Genomic DNA, 16,152 nt, shown 5'->3' with positions numbered 1-16,152 from the left:
CGGCGATTTTCTGCGTTTTCTTTGCTGAACCAATTTTGTTTTGGCTTTTTAGCCGCAGCACTTTTGAACAGCGAAGCCACAGATTATGACGCGGTTCAGATGGAGTTGTCAACATCCTTGAGTACGCAGACACGAAATAAGCGGCTTGCGCTACTGCGAGCCCAGTAGGGCTGGTTTTATGAAAACCACGCAAGGAACGCCGGCGCACTTGCTTGTCCATACCGGGACAGCGCACCGCCGGCGCTGCCCTCTATCAATGCAGCGTGGACGCCTCCAGCGCGTCGTCGCTGCGCGCACCCAAGCTGTTCCAGCAGCTTTGCGGGTCATCGGACTGCAGCGTTTTTTCGAGTGCCCCCTGTAACTTGCGTGTGTCGGCCCGCAGCACGCGCTGCTTGATGCCGGCGATTTGCGCCGGGTGCATAGAAAAACTGCGCAGGCCCATGCCCAGTAGCAGCTCGGTGAAGGCCGGATCGCCCGCCATTTCCCCGCACACGCTCACGCCCTTGCCGAAGCGGCGCGCACAGGCGATGGTGTCTGCGATCAACTTGAGCACTGCCGGGTGCCAGGGGTCGTACAGATGCGCCACCTGCTCGTCAGCGCGATCTATCGCCAGCGTGTACTGAATCAGGTCGTTGGTGCCTATGGAAACGAAGTCGAAGTGACGGAAGAAGGCCGGCAGCACCATCACCGCGGCCGGCACTTCGATCATGGCGCCCACTTCCACCTCGCCAATGGAATGGCCGGCATCCAGCAACTGCTGGCGCGCGCGCGTGATGAGCTCCATGGTCTGTCGGATCTCGCGCAGGTGCACGACCATGGGCAGCAGCAGTTTGATCTTGCCGTAGGCGCTGGCTCGCAGGATGGCGCGCAGTTGCTGGCGGAACATCGCCGGCTCGGCCAGGCTCCAACGTATGGCGCGCAGGCCCAGCGCCGGGTTGAGCGAGTGCTCGTGACGCAGCTCCTGCAGCGACATGCGCTCCAGCGGCTTGTCTGCCCCAATGTCCACCGTGCGTATGGTCACCGGCATCCCGCCCATGGTCTGCACCACGGCGCGGTAGGCCTCGAACTGCTCCTCTTCGCTGGGCAGCACGCCGCCACGGTTCATGAACAGGAACTCGGTGCGGAACAGGCCCACGCCCACGGCGCCGGCATCCACCGCGCCCTGCGCGTCGCTGGGCAGCTCGATGTTGGCCACCAGCTCCACGGTCTCGCCGTCCAGCGTCAACGCCGGGGTGTGGCGAAGGCGGTTGAGCCGCGCGCGCTCCAGTTCGCTCTGGCGCTGGCGGAAGCGGTATTCCTCCAGGACGATGGGCGAGGGGTTGACGATGACCACGCCCGCATCGCCGTCGATGACGACCCAGTCGTCCTGGCGAATGAGGCGGCTGGCCTCGCGCGCGCCCACCACTGCGGGAATGTCCATGCTGCGCGCCACGATGGCGGTGTGCGAGGTCTTGCCGCCGACGTCGGTGACGAAGCCGGTGAAGACGCTGCGCTTGAACTGCAGCATGTCGGCCGGAGCGATGTCGTTGGCCACCAGCACCAGCGGGTCTTCGCCGGCGAAGTCGCGCGCCGGTGCGGCCACGGCGGGCACGGGCACCTGGCCATCACGCGCAAGCGCCCGCAGCAGCCGCTCCGTGACCTGCTCCATGTCGGCCTTGCGGCCGCGCAGGTACTCGTCCTCCATCTCGTCGAACTGGCGGGCGATGATTTCGAGCTGCGCGGACAGTGCCCACTCGGCGTTGTAGTGGCGCTCCAGAATCCAGTGCGCGATGGCTTCGGCCAGCGCCTCGTCGTGCAGCAGCATGAGGTGCACGTCCAGCAGCGCGGAAAGCTCGGTGGGCGCTTCCGGCGGCAGGTCGCGCTGCAGCGCGCTGAGCTCGGCGGCGACGGCATCGCGCGCCCGGCGCAGCCGGTCGATCTCACGGCGGGTTTGAGCGGCGGGCACAAAGTAGTGCGCCACATCCACCCGGCTGGACGCCACCAGCACCGCACGACCGATCGCGACACCGCGCGACACCGGCAGACCGAATACCTGAATGCTCATTCGAGTCACTTTATCAGTGACTCCCCCCATTCACGCTTCGGATTGGCCCGGAGCCGCCATCTCGGCGCACCCGTTGCACACGGGGTGCCGCGCAGGCGGCGCAGGCTTACTCGCCTTCGCCGAACTTGTCGTCCACCAGCGCCTTGATGGCGTCGGCGGCGGCCTGCTCGTCCGGACCTTCGGCTTCCAGCTCGACCTGCGCGCCCAAGCCGGCGGCCAGCATCATCACGCCCATGATGCTTTTGGCATTGACGCGGCGGCCATTGCGGGTGAGGAAGACCTCGGACTTGAAACTGGCCGCCAGCTTGGTGAGCTTGGCCGAGGCGCGGGCATGCAGGCCCAGCTTGTTGCTGATGGTCAGCGTGTTCTGAATCATGGGCGAAACGGAATCAGTCAGCAGGGGTAGGCACAGGCAACTGCATCACGCCCTGGCCGGCGCCGGCCAGGGCGCGGGCCGCCAAAGCATCCAGCGGCTCGGCGGCGTAGCACAGGGCGCGCCACAACATGGGCACGTTGACGCCGGCCAACACGCGCACGCGGCGTGCGTCGGCCAGTCGCTGCGCGATGTTGCAGGGCGTGGCGCCGAAGACATCGGTAAGGACCAGCACCTCCTCGGCCTCTAGGCGCTGCAGCAGGGCGCGCGCTTGCGCCTCGGCATCCTCGGGGCGGGTATGGGGCTGCACGTCCAGGGCTAGCAGCGGTGTGCCGCCGTCCGGGAAGGCGTGCAGCGCCACGGCCTGCAGTGCGGAAGCCAGGGGCGCGTGGGCGATGAGAAGCAGTCCAGCCATGGACGGCATTATGCGCAGCGCCTGCCTGCAGACCCTGATCTCAGCCGGGTGCGCGCAGCGCATCCATGAAGGTGTGCACAGCCGGCGTGTCCGGCGTGCCGTCCAGCACCGTGGCCTGAAGCACCTGGGTGCCACGGGCAAAAAGCAGCAGTTGCGCCTGCACGGCGCTGCCGTCGGGGCGAAGGCCGCTCAGGGCGTAGCGGCGCGCTTGCGCGTTGGGCGTCATGCCCGCGACCTGCGCGGGCTCTCCGGCAGGCAGCGTGGCCTGCAGGTTGCGCGCCTGCGCCTGGGCCAGCGCAGCCAGCGCGGGCTCAACGCGTTCAGGCGTCAGCACGTCGGCCTGCGCCACGGCAAAGCGCAGCCCCGCGGCGGCGCAGGCATGCAGCGTCAACGCCACCGTCTGACCGGCCAGCGCCACGGTGCGCGTCTGGTGGTCGGGCTTGCACGGGAACAGCGCCAGCGCGCCGCCGTCCAGCCGCACCTCGCGCCAGTTCAATGCCGGTGTGCAGGCGGCAACAGCGCACAGCCCCACCACCCCCGCCAACAGCCCCGCGCCAAGACTCAGCCTTTTCATGGCGCCGGATTATCGGCAAGCCGCCCACGCCGTTTTCCTTGCGACTGGTGCGCCGACAACATGACCAATGTCAAGCCACATCAAGGCAACTGGCATAAACTGAAGTGTTTTCCTGCCAAAACCCGGGTGTTGAACATGAATCTGCGTCGTCCTCTTGTCGGTGTGGCAGCCGCCGTGGCACTGGTTGCGGGCGTGCTGGCCTGGCAAAGCATGGGCAGCCGCGAGGCGGCACCGGTGGTGAGCTACACGCTGCTGGACGGCCGCACGGCCAGCACCGAGTCGCTCAAGGGCAAGGTGGTGCTGGTGAACTTCTGGGCCACCAGCTGCACCACCTGCGTCGCGGAAATGCCGCAGATCGTCGCCACCTACAACAAGTTCAAGGACCGCGGCTTCGAAACCCTGGCCGTGGCCATGAGCTACGACCCGCCGGCCTACGTTTCCAAGTTCGCGCAGACGCGCCAGTTGCCCTTCAACGTCGCCATAGACAACACGGGCCAGATCGCCCAGCGCTTCGGCGACATCCAGCTCACACCCACCACCTTCCTGCTCGACCAGCAGGGCCGCATCGTCAAGCGCTACGTCGGGGCGCCCGACTTCGCCGCGCTGCATGCGCTGGTGGAGGATTTGCTTAAGAAGGGTTGAACCTCTTCCAGACGACAAAAAGCCGGGCACGAGTCCCGGCTTTTTTCATGGGCAGCCGTCGAAAGCCGCCCTGCTCCTGAAAACCTCAGGCCGTCGGCGCCAGCCCGGCGGCGTGCGCCTGCTGGTCCGCGTGGTAGCTGGAGCGCACCATCGCGCCCACGGCGGCGTGGGTGAAACCCATCTTGTAGGCCTCGTCCTCGAACATCTTGAAGGTGTCCGGGTGCACGTAGCGGCGCACCGGCAGGTGGTGGCCGCTGGGCGCGAGGTACTGGCCCAGGGTCAGCATGTCGATGCCGTGCGCGCGCATGTCACGCATGACTTCCAGGATTTCCTCGTCCGTCTCGCCCAGGCCGACCATGAGGCCGCTCTTGGTCGGCACGCCAGGGACGGCTTCCTTGAAGCGCTGCAGCAGCGTGAGGCTGAACTGGTAGTCGGCGCCCGGGCGCGCTTCCTTGTACAGGCGCGGCACGGTCTCCAAGTTGTGGTTCATCACGTCCGGCGGCGCTTCCTTCAGGATGTCCAGCGCCTTGTCCAGGCGGCCGCGAAAGTCGGGCGTCAGCACCTCGATCTGCGTTGAAGGCGACAGCTCGCGCGTCTTGCGGATGCACTCCACAAAGTGGCCGGCGCCGCCGTCGCGCAGGTCGTCGCGGTCCACGCTGGTGATGACCACGTACTTGAGCTTGAGCGCCGCAATCGTCTGCGCCAGGTTCTGCGGCTCGTTGACGTCCAGCGGGTCCGGGCGGCCGTGGCCGACGTCGCAGAACGGGCAGCGCCGCGTGCACTTGTCGCCCATGATCATGAAGGTCGCCGTGCCCTTGCCGAAGCACTCGCCGATGTTCGGGCAGGAGGCTTCCTCGCACACGGTGTGCAGCTTGTGCTCGCGCAGCGTCTGCTTGATCTCGTAGAAGCGCGTCGTGGGCGAACCGGCCTTCACGCGTATCCATTCCGGCTTCTTGAGCACTTCGGCCGGCACCACCTTGATGGGGATGCGTGAAGTCTTGGCCTGCGCCTTTTGCTTGGCGGTGGGGTCGTAGGCAGCGGGCGTCGTGGCGGCGGGAGCGGTGCCCGCAGTGACGGGCGTGGCGGGAGCGCTGGGGATTTCGGTGCTCATCGGCTCAATTGCGACTGCAGGCGCTGCGCCAGTCGCGCGGCCGCGTCATCCCATGTGGTGAAAACCCCGATTTTACCGAGGTCGATGGTTTGCAACCCCTCATAACCGCAAGGGTTGATGCGGCGGAAGGGCTCCAGGTCCATGGCGACGTTGAAGGCCACGCCGTGGTAGCTGAAGTGGCGGCTGACCTTGATGCCCAGTGCGGAAATCTTTCCCAGGCCCCGGAACTGGTCGGCCGGATCGACCGGGCCGCTGAGCGCCGCATGGCCAAACGGGTCGTCCAGCTTCACATAAATGCCCGGCGCGCCGCTGACGCGGTGGCCCGTGACGCCGTAGTCCTGCAGCACGCGCAGCACGGCCGACTCCAACCGGAACACGTACTCGCGCACGAAGATGCCCAGCCGCTGCAGATCGATCAGCGGATAGGCCACCACCTGCCCCGGCCCGTGGTAAGTCACCTGCCCGCCGCGGTTGGTCTGCACCACGGGAATGTCGCCCGCGGCCAGCACGTGCTCGGCGCGTCCGGCCACACCCTGGGTGAATACGGGCGGGTGCTCGCAGATCCAGATCTCGTCGGCTGTGTCGGCCGTGCGCGCGTCGGTGAAGGCGCGCATCGCGGCCTCGGTGGCGGCGTAGTCGGCGCGGCCCAGCCAGCGCACCACCGGGGCGTTGGAAGAGGAAACGGAAACGGCTTCGGTCGTCATGCGCGGCATTGTCGTTCGTACACAAACGCACACATCCAGCGACGCCTGCGCTTCGTACATGCCCGCGCCGGCATGGTGCCGGCGCGAGGAGCGACTGATGGACCTGACCCCTTGCCGCAAGGCCGCCGCCGTAGCCGCCGCACTGTTGACGGCCGCCTGCGCGGCCCAAGCCTCCAGCCACCGCGAGGCGCCCTTCATCACCACGGCGCCCAAGGTGGACGGCACCGACTTCTACATGTTCCGCAGCTACGAGAGCGGGCGCGACGGCTACGTGACGCTGCTGGCCAACTACCTGCCGCTGCAGGACGCCTACGGCGGGCCCAACTACTTCCAGATGGACCCCAACGCGCTCTACGAGATCCACATCGACAACGACGGCGATGCGCGCGAGGACATCACCTTCATGTTCCGCTTCCGCAACCTCCTGTCCAACGGCGGGCGCGGCACGGCGCTGCCCATAGGCGGCGAGATGGTGCCCATCCCGCTGATCCAGAGCGGCCAGGTCACCGCGCCGGGCGACCCCAGCTTGAACGTGGACCAGAAATTCAGCGTCTACGTGCGCCGCGGCGAGTCGCGCGACGGCACGTCGCAGCCGCTGACCAACGCCGCCACCGGCGCCACCTGGTTCGCCAAGCCCGTGGACAACATCGGCACCAAGACGCTGCCGGACTACGCCGGCTACGCCGAGCGCCACATCCACAGCGTGCGCGTGCCCGGCTGCGCACAGCCGGCACGGCTGTTTGCGGGCCAGCGCCGTGAGGCCTTCGCCGTCAACCTGGGGCCCATCTTCGACCTGGTCAACGCGCCGCTGGCCGTCATCACCGACCCGGCGCGCATCAACGCCGCGCCCAACCCGCTGGACGACAAGAACGTCACCACGCTCGCGCTGGAAATCCACAAGAGCTGCCTGACGAAAAACGGCGATCCCGTCATCGGCGGCTGGACCAGCGCCAGCCTGCGCCAGACGCGCCAGCTCGATCCCCTGCCCGCCGCCGGGCTGCAGACGGCTGAAAAGGACCTCGAAGGCCCCTGGGTCCAGGTCTCGCGCCTGGGCATGCCCCTGGTCAACGAAGTCGTCATCGGCCTGCCCGACAAGGACCGCTTCAACGCCTCGCGGCCGCGCAGCGACGCGCAGTTCGCCCGCTACGTCACCAACCCCACGCTGCCGGCGCTGCTGGAAATTGCCCTGGCCACGCCCGGCATCGCGCCCACCAACCTGCCGCGCACGGACCTGGTGACGACCTTCCTCACCGGCATCAACGGCCTGAACCGCCCGCGCAACGTCACGCCGGCCGAGATGCTGCGCCTGAACACCGACATCCCGCCCGTGCCCTACGCGCAGCAGAACCGGCTGGGCGTGGTCGGCAACCTGCTGGCCGGCGGCAACGACAACGCGGGCTACCCCAACGGCCGCCGGCCCAAGGACGACGTGGTGGACATCTCGCTCGTGGCCGTGATGGGTGGCCTGTGCATGGCCAACGGCAACGCCAACGCGCTTGGGCTGGGCGCCGCGTGCAAGCCCGCCGCCGTGCCGCTCAAGGAAACGGCGTTCAAGCTCCACGACGCCGTGGACCAGGCCGCCGTGCCGCTGCTGACGCGCTTCCCGTATCTCAATACGCCGCTGCCGGGCACCGGGCAGCCTTGAGTGGACACGGATTCCATGAAAAATCGAGCTGAATCCGCGCCAAACATTTCAAGTAGAACTTGAAAATCCAGCCGCCGTCCTGGCGGCTGCCGGCGCGGCGGCTCGGGGGTGGCGTCCTTCAGCCCTGTGCGGGGCACGGGTGCTGCGCCCGGGTCGCCGCACGGCGGGCCGGCGGCTTATCGTGGCGCTGTCGCGTCCCGCGCCGCTGCCGAGTCCGTTCATGAAGTACCGCTCCCTGTCCTTGCTGCGGCCGGCGGCCGCCGTGCTGGCTGCGCTGGCGTTCCAGGCGGCCACGGCTGCGCCGCCGTCGGATGTACAAGCTGCGCTGCAGGCGGCCGTGCAGGACTACGACGCCGGCCATCTGGCGCAGGCCCGTGCGGCCTTCGAGCGGCTGTCGCGCGCGGGCGTGCCGGCGGCGGACCACAACCTGGCGGTGATGCACCTCAAGGGAGAAATGCCGCAGTCCAGCACGCAGGAGGCGCTGCGGCTGATGACGCGCGCGGCGCAGCACGGCTTCGTCACCGCGATGTTCGACTTGGGCCGGCTGCACGAAAGCGGCCAGCTCGGCCACGTGGACCTGCCCGCCGCCTACCGCTGGTATGCCCAGGCGGCCGAGGCCGGCAGCACGGCCGGGCAGGTGGAAACAGGCACCGCCTTCTACCTTGGGCGCGGTGCGCCGCGCGATGCGGCGCAGGCCGCTCACTGGTTCCGTGCCGCCGCCCTGGGCGGCGACAACGGGGCGCAATACCTGCTGGCTTCCATGTACGAAGCCGGGGACGGGCTGCCCCAGGATCTGCGTTTGGCGCGCTACTGGTACGGCGCCGCGGCGGCGGGAGGCGATCCGGCCGCCGCCCTCAAGGCGCGCGCGCTCGCGCAGCGCCTGGAACAGGCCGGCGACGCCGCGGCGGCGCCGCCCGCCGGCGTCACAACACGACCTTGACCATGGGGTGCGAGGTCAGCGAGCGATAGAGATCGTCGAGCTGCTCGCGGCTGGTGGCGGTGACGGTGACCGTCAGCCCCATGTACTTGCCACCGCTGCTGGGCCGCTTTTCCACCGAGGCGGCGTCGAAGTCCGGGTCGAAGCGCAGCACCACTTCCACGATGGCCTCGACGAAGCCTTCCACGTGCACGCCCATCACCTTGATGGGAAAGGCGCTCGGGTACTCGATGAGGGAATCGCGGGGCGTGGCGGCAGTGTTCATGGCTTGGCTTCGGTGAGCGGCCTTGTGGGCCGCACAATGAAAAACGGGCGCGGCAAGGACCGCGCCCGACTGTGGAAATGGGGCGTTTCAGATGGATTGCAAGGCCTTGGCACGCTGGTAGGCCTCGTAGAGCCGGCCATAGACCGGGCCGGGCTTGCCGCGCAGCGCGCCGTGGCCGACGAGCTCGCCGTCCAGCCGCGTCACCGGCAGCACCTCGCGCGCGGCGGAGCTCAGCAGGATTTCGTCGGCGGCGCGCAAATCGGCCTCGGGGATGGGGCGCAGGTTGTAGGCCAAGCCCACCTCCTCGCACAGCTCGCGCAGCAGCTCGTAGCGAATGCCTTCGAGCACGTGCTCGCTCTTGGGCGGCCCAAGCAGCGCGCCCTCGTGGACGATCCAGACGTTGCTGGCCGAGCCCTCGGTGAGGTAGCTGATGCCGCTGGCGGCTTCGCGCAGCAGGATGGTTTCGCTCGCGCCATGGTCAGCGGACATCTGCCGCGCCAGCACGTTGCCCAGCAGCGACGTGACCTTGAGGTCGCAGCGCTCCCAGCGGAAGTCCCGCGCCGTGATGCAGGCCACGCCCTGGTGGCGCTGCTCCGGCGTGGGCGCGCGCGTCGGGGTGCTCATCATGAAGACCGTGGGCGTGAGCCCTTCCGGCATCACGTGGTCGCGCGGCGCCACGCCGCGTGTGACCTGCAGGTACAGCGACTGGTCCTCGCCCTCCTGCGCCGCGATCAGCCGCCGCGCATGCGAGAGCCACTGCTCGCGCGTGAAAGGGTTGCCGATGCGCAGCCGGCCCAGGTTGCGCTCCAGCCGCGCCATGTGGTCGTCGAAGCGAAAGAGCCGCCGGCCGTACACCGGCAGCACCTCGTACACCCCGTCGCCGAAGATGAAGCCGCGGTCCAGCACGGGGATGCGAGCCTCGGCCAGCGGCAGGAACTCGCCATTGAGAAAGCACAGGCTCTCGGGTTGGATGGGCGCTGGATGCATCGCGGTTCCTCCTTCTCCTGGCCGGGGCGGCGAGCGGGTCAGATTACTTGATCCACAGGCGCAGCGCATCCCAGCTGCGGCCCAGGAAGCCGGCCTGCTCCACGGGCTCCAGCACCACCAGCGGCACCTCGGCCACCGGCGTGCCCGCGCGGGTGCTGACCTTGACGGTGCCCACGCGCTGGCCCTGGGCCAGCGGGGCCACCAGCGGGTCGCTGCGCTCGACCTTGGTCTGCAACTGCTGGCCTTCGCCCTTGGGCACGGTCACCACCACGCCGGCGGCGGCACCCAGCTTGGCCTCGCGCGTGGCGCCCTTCCAGACTTCGGGCGTGACGATGGCCTTGCCCGGCTCGAACAGGCGCACGTTGTCGAAGGCGCCGTAGCCCCAGTTGAGCAGCTTCTGGCTTTCGCTGGCGCGGGCCTCGCGGGAGTCCGTGCCCAGCACCACCGACAGCAGCCGGCGCTTGCCGTTGGGGAAGTCGCGGTTGGCGCTGGCCACCAAGCAATAGCCGGCGGCGTCGGTGTAGCCGGTCTTCATGCCGTCCACGGTCGGGTCGCGGCGCAGCAGCAGGTTGCGGTTGTCCTGGCGGATCTTGTTGTAGGTGTAGTCCTTGAGCGCGTAGTACGGGTAGTACTCGGGGAAGTCGCGAATGATGCGGCCGGCGATGACGCCCAGGTCACGCGGCGTGCTGCGGTGGCCGGGCTCGGTGATGCCGGTGACGTTCTTGAACGAGGTGTTCTTCAGGCCGAAAGCCTGGGCCTGGCGGTTCATCATGGCCACGAAGGCGTCCACGGAACCGGCCACGCCCTCGGCCAGCGCCACCGAGGCGTCGTTGCCGGACTGCACGATCATCCCGCGCAGCAGCTCATCGACCTTGGGGCTCATGGTGGTGTCAATGAACATCACCGAGGCGCCGCCCTTGCGCTCGTTCCAGGCGCGCTGGCTCACCGGCAGCGTCTGCTCCAGGGTGAGCTTCTTCTCGCGCAGCGCGGTGAAGACCACGTAGGCGGTCATGAGCTTGGTGAGCGAGGCCGGGTCGGCCGGCGCGTCGGCCTCGCGCTCGGCCAGGGTCTGGCCGCTGGAGAGGTCCATCAGGATGTACTGGCGCGCGGCGATCTCGGGCGGCTGCGGCGCCTGGGCAAAACAGGAAAGTGCCAGCGGCAAGGCCAGCAGGAAGGCGATCAGGCGTTTCATGGGGTGGTTCGGGTAGGGGCAACAACAACGCGGCGCGCCGCCCGCAAGACGACGGGCGCGCGCCGAAAAAAACTGGAAAAGCGGTTCAGCCCGCCAGGTGGCGCAGGACGATGGCCTTGAGCAGCGGCAACTGGCCGTGGAAGAAGTGGCCGACGCCGGGCACCACCACCACGGGCAGCGCTTGCGGGCGGGCCCAGTCCAGCGTGGACGACAGCGGCACGACCTCGTCCTGCTCACCGTGCACCACCAGGGTACCGGCGGGCACCTGGGCGACTTCGAAGCGGCTGGTGGCCGGGCCGACCAGCAACAGGTGCTGTGCCGCGGGCGCCACGCGCTGCGCGGCCTGCGAGGCGACGTAGCCGCCGAAGGAGAAGCCCCCCAGCAGCAGCGGCTCATCGCCCTGGCGGCAGGCGGCGATGACGGCCAGCGCGTCCTCGACCTCGCCGCGGCCCTCGTCCCAGGCGCCGCGCGAGGTGCCCACGCCGCGGAAGTTGAAGCGCACGGTGCGCCAGCCCAGCTGCACGCAGGCGCGCGCCAGCGTCTGCACCACCTTGTTGTCCATGGTGCCGCCGTGCAGCGGGTGCGGGTGGCAGATCACGGCCAGGCCGCGGGCGCTCGTCCCTTCGGCGGGCGCGTCCAGCGCGCATTCGAGCTCGCCGGCCGGGCCGGGAATGCGCAGGCGTTGGGTGTGGACGTTCATCAGCGGCCCACGTCCGGCGGCAGCACCAGCCGCTCGACGACGCGGCCGTTCTTGAGATGGGACTCGACGATCTCGTCGATGTCCTCCTTGTCCACGAAGGTGTACCAGGTGGCTTCCGGGTAGACCACCGCCACCGGGCCGCCGGCGCAGCGGTCCAGGCAGCCGGCCTTGTTCACGCGCACCCCGCCCGGGCCCGCCAGCCCGGCGGCCTTCACGCGCGCCTTGCAGTGGTCAAAGGCGCCTTGCGCGTCGTGCTGCGCGCAGGCGGCCTCCCCGTTCTCCCGCGCATTCAGGCAGAAGAAAATGTGGTGCTTGTAGTAGCTCATCCTCGGGATTGTAGGGACGGGTTTTTCCTTACAAGCGGTCACCGGAAAAGATGCCTCATCCGGCCGTGATGCCCGTCGCGCAAGGCTTTTTCGGCGCAGGCGCCGCGGGCGGCGCCGTCAGGAATCAGGCCTCGCCGCGCGCGGCCACGCGCAGCAGCAGCCAGCCCGCGGCGGCGTAGGGCCACAGCCAGCCTATCCAGCGCGCCAAGCCGTGAAAGCGGATGAAGCGCCCCTGCGACCAGGCCTGCAGGCTTTGCGCGTAGTAGGCGTTGTCCGGCGCCTGCGCAACCACGGCCACCAGCGCGGTGAGCACCATCAGGCCCACGGTGGCGGCCAGGCGTGGCGGCATCAGCGTGCACGCCAACGCCGCCAGCAGCCCAAGCGCCAGCCCGGGCAGCGTGGCCGGCGTGAGCCAGGCCCAAGCATGCTCGGGGCCGAAGTTCAGCGCCGTGGACAGCGTGCTCACCGCCAGCGCCAGCGCCAAGGCGCCCAAGGTCACCACGGCGCGGCGCGCGCGCGAGCGCATGGCGGCAAAGGCCACGAGGCATGGGCCCAGCAGCCCAAGCGCGATGGCCAGCGTCTCCGTGGCCCGCGACAGCGGCGCGCGCTCGGCCTGCGCCGGGCGCAGCCAGGGTTCGGCCAGCTCCTCCCACGGCGTGTTCTCCACCGCGGCGCTGGCCAGGTCGCGCAGCTCGTCCCAGCACTGGCCCAGGCCCAGCGGCACGGGCGCGGGGAACAGCAGCCCAAGCGGCCATAGCAGCAGCAGCGCCAGCGCGCCGGCGCTGGCCGGGATGAACCAGCGGTCGCGCAGCGGCTGCCACACCCGCAACACGCCCAGCGCCTGCAGCGCCCCGCCCAACAGCGCCCCCACCACGCCGCCGCCCGCGTTGAGCAGCCAGTCCTCGCGGCTGGGCACGCGGTCAGGCAGGAAGTTCTGCGTCACCTCCATCGCGTAGGACAGCAGCGCGGGCAGCAGCGCCGCCAGCAGCAGCGCCCAACCCCAGCGCCAGCCGCTGCGCACCCCGGCGCCGTAAAGCAGCGCCCCCAAGGGCATGTAGCCGATGAAGTTGGCCCACAGGTCGAAGGCGATGAAGTAGTGCGAGCCGGGCAGCACCAGCAGCGACTGCAGCGACTGCCCAGGCGGCCAGCGCCAGCCGCTGAAGGGGTACAGGCTCGCGTACACGATGAGCAGCGCGAAGGCGGCCGTCAGCGGCACGGCGGAACTGCGCGGGCGCGACATCAGCGTCTCGTGCGCATCTGGCGTTGCGAACGCAACGCAGCAGGTTGAAAGCGGAGCGCCTTGCGGACTGCCACGGCAGGGATCAGAAGGGCTTGACCACCACCAGGATCACGATGACCGTGAACAGCAGCACCGACACCTCGTTGAACACGCGGAACCACCGGTGGCTGCGCTGGTTGTCATGCTTCTCGAAGCGCCGCAGCATGCCGCGGCAGGCATGGTGGTAGCCGATCACGCCCACCACCAGCGCCAGTTTCGCGTGCAACCAGCCGTTGCCCGGGCCGCGCCCAATGCCGATGCCCAGCCACAGCCACAGGCCCAGCGCGATGGCCGGCACCATGAGCATGCTGCTGAAGCGGTAGAGCTTGTGCGCCATGAGCAGCAGCCGCTCACGCTCGGCATGCGAATCCGCCGGCACCATGGCCAGGTTCACGAACAGCCGCGGCAGGTAGAACAGGCCGGCAAACCAGCTGGCCACAAAGACAATGTGCAGGGCCTTGACCCACAGGTACGCAGAGCTCATGCGGCGCATTATGGGCAGTGCCTGCTGGCGGACTGATGCGCTGCGGCAAGCAAGCCTTGCGTGGCGGGCAAAAAAGAAAGCCCCGGGGAACGCCCGGGGCCGCAAGCCTTGCGCTGTCATGACGTCAAGGCACCTGCTCAGGGAGGAAAAGCAGGGAATGACGCCTCGCGGCTATCATTCAAGTTCCAGTCTAGCAGGCGCTTGCCTGCCCAAAGCGGGCCGGTCACGAGGGCTTACGGGCCTTTCATTCGCCACGCGGCTGCACCGGTTCCGCGCTCCGCATCAAGGACGCTTTCGCCGTGCATATCCTGCCTCCCTTCCCCGCCAGCCGGCCGCGCCGCCTGCGCCGCGACGAGTTCACCCGCGCACTGGTGCGCGAACACCGCCTGGCACCGCAGGACCTGATCCTGCCGGTGTTCCTGCTCGATGGCACCAACCGCGTCGAGGACGTGGCCAGCATGCCCGGCGTGCAGCGCATGAGCCTGGACAAGCTCCTCGGCGTGGCCGAGCAGTGCGTGTCGCTGGGCGTGCCGGTGATGGCGCTGTTCCCGGTCATCGATAGCGCGCTCAAGACGGCTGACGGCCGCGAGGCCGCCAACCCCGACGGCCTGGTGCCGCGCGCGGTGCGCGAGCTCAAGGCGCGCTTCCCGCAGCTGGGCCTGCTCACCGACGTGGCGCTGGACCCCTACACCAGCCACGGGCAGGACGGCCTGCTCGACGAAACGGGATACATCCTCAACGATGCCACCGTGGCCATGCTCAAGGCCCAGGCCCTGGCGCAGGCCCAGGCCGGCGTGGACATCGTGGCCCCCAGCGACATGATGGACGGCCGCATCGGCGCCATCCGCAACGCGCTGGAAGAGGCGGGCCTGGTGCACACCCGCATCATGGCCTACAGCGCCAAGTACGCCAGCGCCTTCTACGGACCCTTCCGCGACGCCGTGGGCAGCGCGGGCAACCTGGGCAAGGCCGACAAGAAGGTCTATCAAATGGACCCGGGCAACAGCGACGAGGCGCTGCGCGAGGTGGCGCTGGACATCGCCGAGGGCGCCGACATGGTCATGGTCAAGCCCGGCATGCCTTACCTGGACATCGTCCGCCGCGTGAAGGACGAGTTCCGCGTGCCCACCTTCGCCTATCAGGTCAGCGGCGAGTACGCCATGCTCAAGGCGGCCGCGGCCAACGGCTGGCTGGACCACGACGCGGTGATGATGGAGTCGCTGCTGGCCTTCCGCCGCGCCGGCGCCGACGGCGTGCTCACCTACTTCGCCCTGGACGCCGCCCGCCTGCTGCGCGCGCGCTGACACACGCACGCACGCCGATGCGCCTGCTCTACGTCAGCGCCGAGGGCGCGGTGGCGCTGCAGGCGCTGCCCTCGACGCTGCCGCTGGAAGGATTCATTTGGGTCCACTGCGAGCGTCCGGGCTTCGAGGCCGCCGTGCCCGCGCTGCAGGCCGCCCTGCAGCGCTGGGACTGCGGGCCGCTGGTGGAGCTGCACGTCTCCGACCTGCTCAACGCGCATCTGCCCAGCCACTTCGATTACACGTCCTGGTACGACCTGCTGGTGTTCCGCCGCCTCACGGCCACCACACCGCAAGCCCCCCCGGGCGGTAACGGGAGCCCTGGCGCCGGCAGCGCCAACGGGTCCGGTGGCAACGGCGGCGCAACCGCCACCCCGGCCCCCGCCGCGCAGTCCGGGCCGGCCCTGGTGGACACCAGCCCGGTGGGCTTCGCCATCTACGACCGCGTCCTGGTGACCGTGCACCCGGCGCAGTGCCCGGTGCGGGCCTACTTCGAACGCCGGCTCACGGCGCCGGGGGGCATGCGCGAGCGCGGCGGCCCGCGCCTGCCGGTCAGCCCGGCGGACCTGATGCTGCGCATGGTCAACCACATGGTGGACAGCTACCTGGACCTGCGCCGGCTGCTCACGCGCCAGCTCGGCGCGCTGCAGCAGGCGCTGCTGCATCCGCGCAGCCGCTTCCACGACTGGCAGGTGCTGCTGGACGCGCGCAACGCGCTGCACCTGCTGGAGGACACCTGCGAGGACCAGCGCGCCGCCGTCCAGGAGTGGATTGACGGGCTGGAGGAGCAGCCGCCGCCAGCCGGCGCCCAATCCGCGCGCGAGTTCGAGTTGCTCAAGGTGCGCTCGCGCGACGTGCAGGAGCACATCGAGCGCGTGCTCTCCCACGTGCGGCGGCTGGAGCAGTCGGCCGAGACGGCGGTGCAGATGCACTTCTCCGCCCTGGGCCACCGCACCAACGACATCATGCGCACGCTCACCGTGCTCACGGCCATCTTCCTGCCGCTGAACCTGATCACGGGCTTCTTCGGCATGAACTTCGACGCGCTGCCGCTCATCCACTCCGGCACGGGCGTGTGGATCGCCGTGGCGCTGATGGCGGCGCTGGGCGTGGGCCTGGGCGCGTTCTTCTGGCGCAAGCGCTACCTGGGGACGACGCGGCGCTGACGGCGCC

19 protein-coding genes are annotated in these 16,152 nt (G+C 69.2%); 5 read left to right on the top strand and 14 right to left on the bottom strand.

The window, feature by feature from the left end; translation table 11 throughout:
* The 5 genes from SM757_RS27665 to SM757_RS27645 all read right to left on the bottom strand — a co-directional run.
* A partial coding sequence (locus SM757_RS27665; RefSeq protein WP_322467841.1) for a hypothetical protein occupies positions 1 to 220 on the bottom strand: 220 nt, incomplete at its 3' end.
* Positions 221 to 253: 33 nt separating this feature from the next.
* Positions 254 to 2,044 carry a phosphoenolpyruvate--protein phosphotransferase gene (ptsP, locus tag SM757_RS27660; RefSeq protein WP_322467840.1) on the bottom strand — a complete coding sequence of 597 codons (1,791 nt, stop codon included), beginning with the start codon at positions 2,042 to 2,044 and terminating at the stop codon, positions 254 to 256.
* Positions 2,045 to 2,150: 106 nt separating this feature from the next.
* Positions 2,151 to 2,420: an HPr family phosphocarrier protein gene (locus SM757_RS27655; protein ID WP_066330467.1), complete on the bottom strand. Its 270-nt coding sequence runs from the start codon at positions 2,418 to 2,420 to the stop codon at positions 2,151 to 2,153.
* A gap of 13 nt (positions 2,421 to 2,433) precedes the next feature.
* Entirely contained in the window at positions 2,434 to 2,832 is a 399-nt protein-coding gene (locus SM757_RS27650) for a PTS sugar transporter subunit IIA (protein WP_322467839.1), read from the bottom strand.
* A 40-nt stretch (positions 2,833 to 2,872) separates the two neighbouring features.
* Positions 2,873 to 3,406 (bottom strand): hypothetical protein, encoded by a 534-nt coding sequence (locus SM757_RS27645; protein WP_157118672.1) that lies wholly within the window; start codon positions 3,404 to 3,406, stop codon positions 2,873 to 2,875.
* Between the two features lie 135 nt (positions 3,407 to 3,541).
* Between SM757_RS27645 and SM757_RS27640 the strand changes: the two genes are divergently transcribed.
* A complete protein-coding gene (locus SM757_RS27640; RefSeq protein ID WP_157118673.1) occupies positions 3,542 to 4,048 on the top strand; it encodes a TlpA disulfide reductase family protein in 507 nt (168 codons plus the stop codon).
* An 85-nt stretch (positions 4,049 to 4,133) separates the two neighbouring features.
* On the opposite strand, the gene lipA is transcribed toward SM757_RS27640, so the two are convergent.
* Positions 4,134 to 5,159 carry a lipoyl synthase gene (lipA, locus tag SM757_RS27635; RefSeq protein ID WP_066330469.1) on the bottom strand — a complete coding sequence of 342 codons (1,026 nt, stop codon included), beginning with the start codon at positions 5,157 to 5,159 and terminating at the stop codon, positions 4,134 to 4,136.
* Positions 5,156 to 5,863, bottom strand: a complete 708-nt coding sequence (gene lipB, locus SM757_RS27630) for a lipoyl(octanoyl) transferase LipB (protein WP_322467838.1) — start codon at positions 5,861 to 5,863, stop codon at positions 5,156 to 5,158. The genes lipA and lipB overlap by 4 nt, the downstream gene beginning before the upstream one ends.
* A 97-nt stretch (positions 5,864 to 5,960) precedes the next feature.
* On the opposite strand from lipB, the gene SM757_RS27625 reads away from it, so the two are divergent.
* Positions 5,961 to 7,508: a DUF4331 domain-containing protein gene (locus SM757_RS27625; RefSeq protein ID WP_322467837.1), complete on the top strand. Its 1,548-nt coding sequence runs from the start codon at positions 5,961 to 5,963 to the stop codon at positions 7,506 to 7,508.
* A gap of 220 nt (positions 7,509 to 7,728) precedes the next feature.
* Positions 7,729 to 8,448: a tetratricopeptide repeat protein gene (locus SM757_RS27620; RefSeq protein WP_322467836.1), complete on the top strand. Its 720-nt coding sequence runs from the start codon at positions 7,729 to 7,731 to the stop codon at positions 8,446 to 8,448.
* Here SM757_RS27620 and SM757_RS27615 read toward each other — a convergent pair.
* The 7 genes from SM757_RS27615 to SM757_RS27585 all read right to left on the bottom strand — a co-directional run bounded on the left by SM757_RS27615 (position 8,432) and on the right by SM757_RS27585 (position 13,678).
* On the bottom strand, positions 8,432 to 8,710 hold the full coding sequence (locus SM757_RS27615; protein WP_066330474.1) for a DUF493 family protein: 279 nt from the start codon (positions 8,708 to 8,710) through the stop codon (positions 8,432 to 8,434). The two genes, SM757_RS27620 and SM757_RS27615, sit on opposite strands and share 17 nt — an antisense overlap.
* A gap of 87 nt (positions 8,711 to 8,797) precedes the next feature.
* A complete protein-coding gene (locus tag SM757_RS27610) occupies positions 8,798 to 9,697 on the bottom strand; it encodes a D-amino acid aminotransferase (protein ID WP_066330475.1) in 900 nt (299 codons plus the stop codon).
* Positions 9,698 to 9,740: 43 nt separating this feature from the next.
* The gene (locus tag SM757_RS27605; RefSeq protein ID WP_322467835.1) at positions 9,741 to 10,889 is read right to left on the bottom strand and encodes a D-alanyl-D-alanine carboxypeptidase family protein; all 1,149 of its coding nucleotides are present in this window, start codon (positions 10,887 to 10,889) and stop codon (positions 9,741 to 9,743) included.
* Positions 10,890 to 10,974: 85 nt separating this feature from the next.
* On the bottom strand, positions 10,975 to 11,589 hold the full coding sequence (locus SM757_RS27600) for an alpha/beta hydrolase (protein ID WP_322467834.1): 615 nt from the start codon (positions 11,587 to 11,589) through the stop codon (positions 10,975 to 10,977).
* Positions 11,589 to 11,915: a (2Fe-2S) ferredoxin domain-containing protein gene (locus SM757_RS27595; RefSeq protein WP_066330479.1), complete on the bottom strand. Its 327-nt coding sequence runs from the start codon at positions 11,913 to 11,915 to the stop codon at positions 11,589 to 11,591. The genes SM757_RS27600 and SM757_RS27595 overlap by 1 nt, the downstream gene beginning before the upstream one ends.
* 124 nt (positions 11,916 to 12,039) lie before the next feature.
* Positions 12,040 to 13,155: a VanZ family protein gene (locus tag SM757_RS27590; protein ID WP_066330480.1), complete on the bottom strand. Its 1,116-nt coding sequence runs from the start codon at positions 13,153 to 13,155 to the stop codon at positions 12,040 to 12,042.
* 82 nt (positions 13,156 to 13,237) lie between these two features.
* Positions 13,238 to 13,678 (bottom strand): CopD family protein, encoded by a 441-nt coding sequence (locus tag SM757_RS27585; protein ID WP_066330744.1) that lies wholly within the window; start codon positions 13,676 to 13,678, stop codon positions 13,238 to 13,240.
* Positions 13,679 to 13,977: 299 nt separating this feature from the next.
* Here SM757_RS27585 and hemB point away from each other — a divergent pair, with 299 nt between their 5' ends.
* Entirely contained in the window at positions 13,978 to 14,982 is a 1,005-nt protein-coding gene (gene hemB, locus SM757_RS27580; protein ID WP_322467833.1) for a porphobilinogen synthase, read from the top strand.
* A 17-nt stretch (positions 14,983 to 14,999) separates the two neighbouring features.
* Positions 15,000 to 16,145, top strand: a complete 1,146-nt coding sequence (locus SM757_RS27575) for a magnesium transporter CorA family protein (protein ID WP_322467832.1) — start codon at positions 15,000 to 15,002, stop codon at positions 16,143 to 16,145.
* Positions 16,146 to 16,152 lie beyond the last annotated feature (7 nt).

Source organism: Azohydromonas lata, from assembly GCF_034427735.1.
GTDB classification, from domain to species: domain Bacteria; phylum Pseudomonadota; class Gammaproteobacteria; order Burkholderiales; family Burkholderiaceae_C; genus Azohydromonas; species Azohydromonas lata.
The sequence above is the reverse complement of the archived record's forward strand: the minus strand, read 5'-3'. Positions and strand labels throughout refer to the sequence as shown.

Excerpts from the sequence above, each read along its gene's own strand:
- SM757_RS27620 (WP_322467836.1), top strand. The coding sequence starts at position 7,729 with ATGAAGTACCGCTCCCTGTCCTTGCTGCGGCCGGCGGCCGCCGTGCTG.
- SM757_RS27585 (WP_066330744.1), bottom strand. The coding sequence starts at position 13,678 with ATGAGCTCTGCGTACCTGTGGGTCAAGGCCCTGCACATTGTCTTTGTG.
- lipA (WP_066330469.1), bottom strand. The coding sequence starts at position 5,159 with ATGAGCACCGAAATCCCCAGCGCTCCCGCCACGCCCGTCACTGCGGGC.
- ptsP (WP_322467840.1), bottom strand. The coding sequence starts at position 2,044 with ATGAGCATTCAGGTATTCGGTCTGCCGGTGTCGCGCGGTGTCGCGATC.
- SM757_RS27640 (WP_157118673.1), top strand. The coding sequence starts at position 3,542 with ATGAATCTGCGTCGTCCTCTTGTCGGTGTGGCAGCCGCCGTGGCACTG.
- lipB (WP_322467838.1), bottom strand. The coding sequence starts at position 5,863 with ATGACGACCGAAGCCGTTTCCGTTTCCTCTTCCAACGCCCCGGTGGTG.
- SM757_RS27615 (WP_066330474.1), bottom strand. The coding sequence starts at position 8,710 with ATGAACACTGCCGCCACGCCCCGCGATTCCCTCATCGAGTACCCGAGC.
- SM757_RS27605 (WP_322467835.1), bottom strand. The coding sequence starts at position 10,889 with ATGAAACGCCTGATCGCCTTCCTGCTGGCCTTGCCGCTGGCACTTTCC.
- SM757_RS27590 (WP_066330480.1), bottom strand. The coding sequence starts at position 13,155 with ATGTCGCGCCCGCGCAGTTCCGCCGTGCCGCTGACGGCCGCCTTCGCG.
- SM757_RS27645 (WP_157118672.1), bottom strand. The coding sequence starts at position 3,406 with ATGAAAAGGCTGAGTCTTGGCGCGGGGCTGTTGGCGGGGGTGGTGGGG.
- SM757_RS27625 (WP_322467837.1), top strand. The coding sequence starts at position 5,961 with ATGGACCTGACCCCTTGCCGCAAGGCCGCCGCCGTAGCCGCCGCACTG.
- SM757_RS27575 (WP_322467832.1), top strand. The coding sequence starts at position 15,000 with ATGCGCCTGCTCTACGTCAGCGCCGAGGGCGCGGTGGCGCTGCAGGCG.
- SM757_RS27650 (WP_322467839.1), bottom strand. The coding sequence starts at position 2,832 with ATGGCTGGACTGCTTCTCATCGCCCACGCGCCCCTGGCTTCCGCACTG.
- SM757_RS27600 (WP_322467834.1), bottom strand. The coding sequence starts at position 11,589 with ATGAACGTCCACACCCAACGCCTGCGCATTCCCGGCCCGGCCGGCGAG.
- SM757_RS27610 (WP_066330475.1), bottom strand. The coding sequence starts at position 9,697 with ATGCATCCAGCGCCCATCCAACCCGAGAGCCTGTGCTTTCTCAATGGC.
- SM757_RS27655 (WP_066330467.1), bottom strand. The coding sequence starts at position 2,420 with ATGATTCAGAACACGCTGACCATCAGCAACAAGCTGGGCCTGCATGCC.
- SM757_RS27595 (WP_066330479.1), bottom strand. The coding sequence starts at position 11,915 with ATGAGCTACTACAAGCACCACATTTTCTTCTGCCTGAATGCGCGGGAG.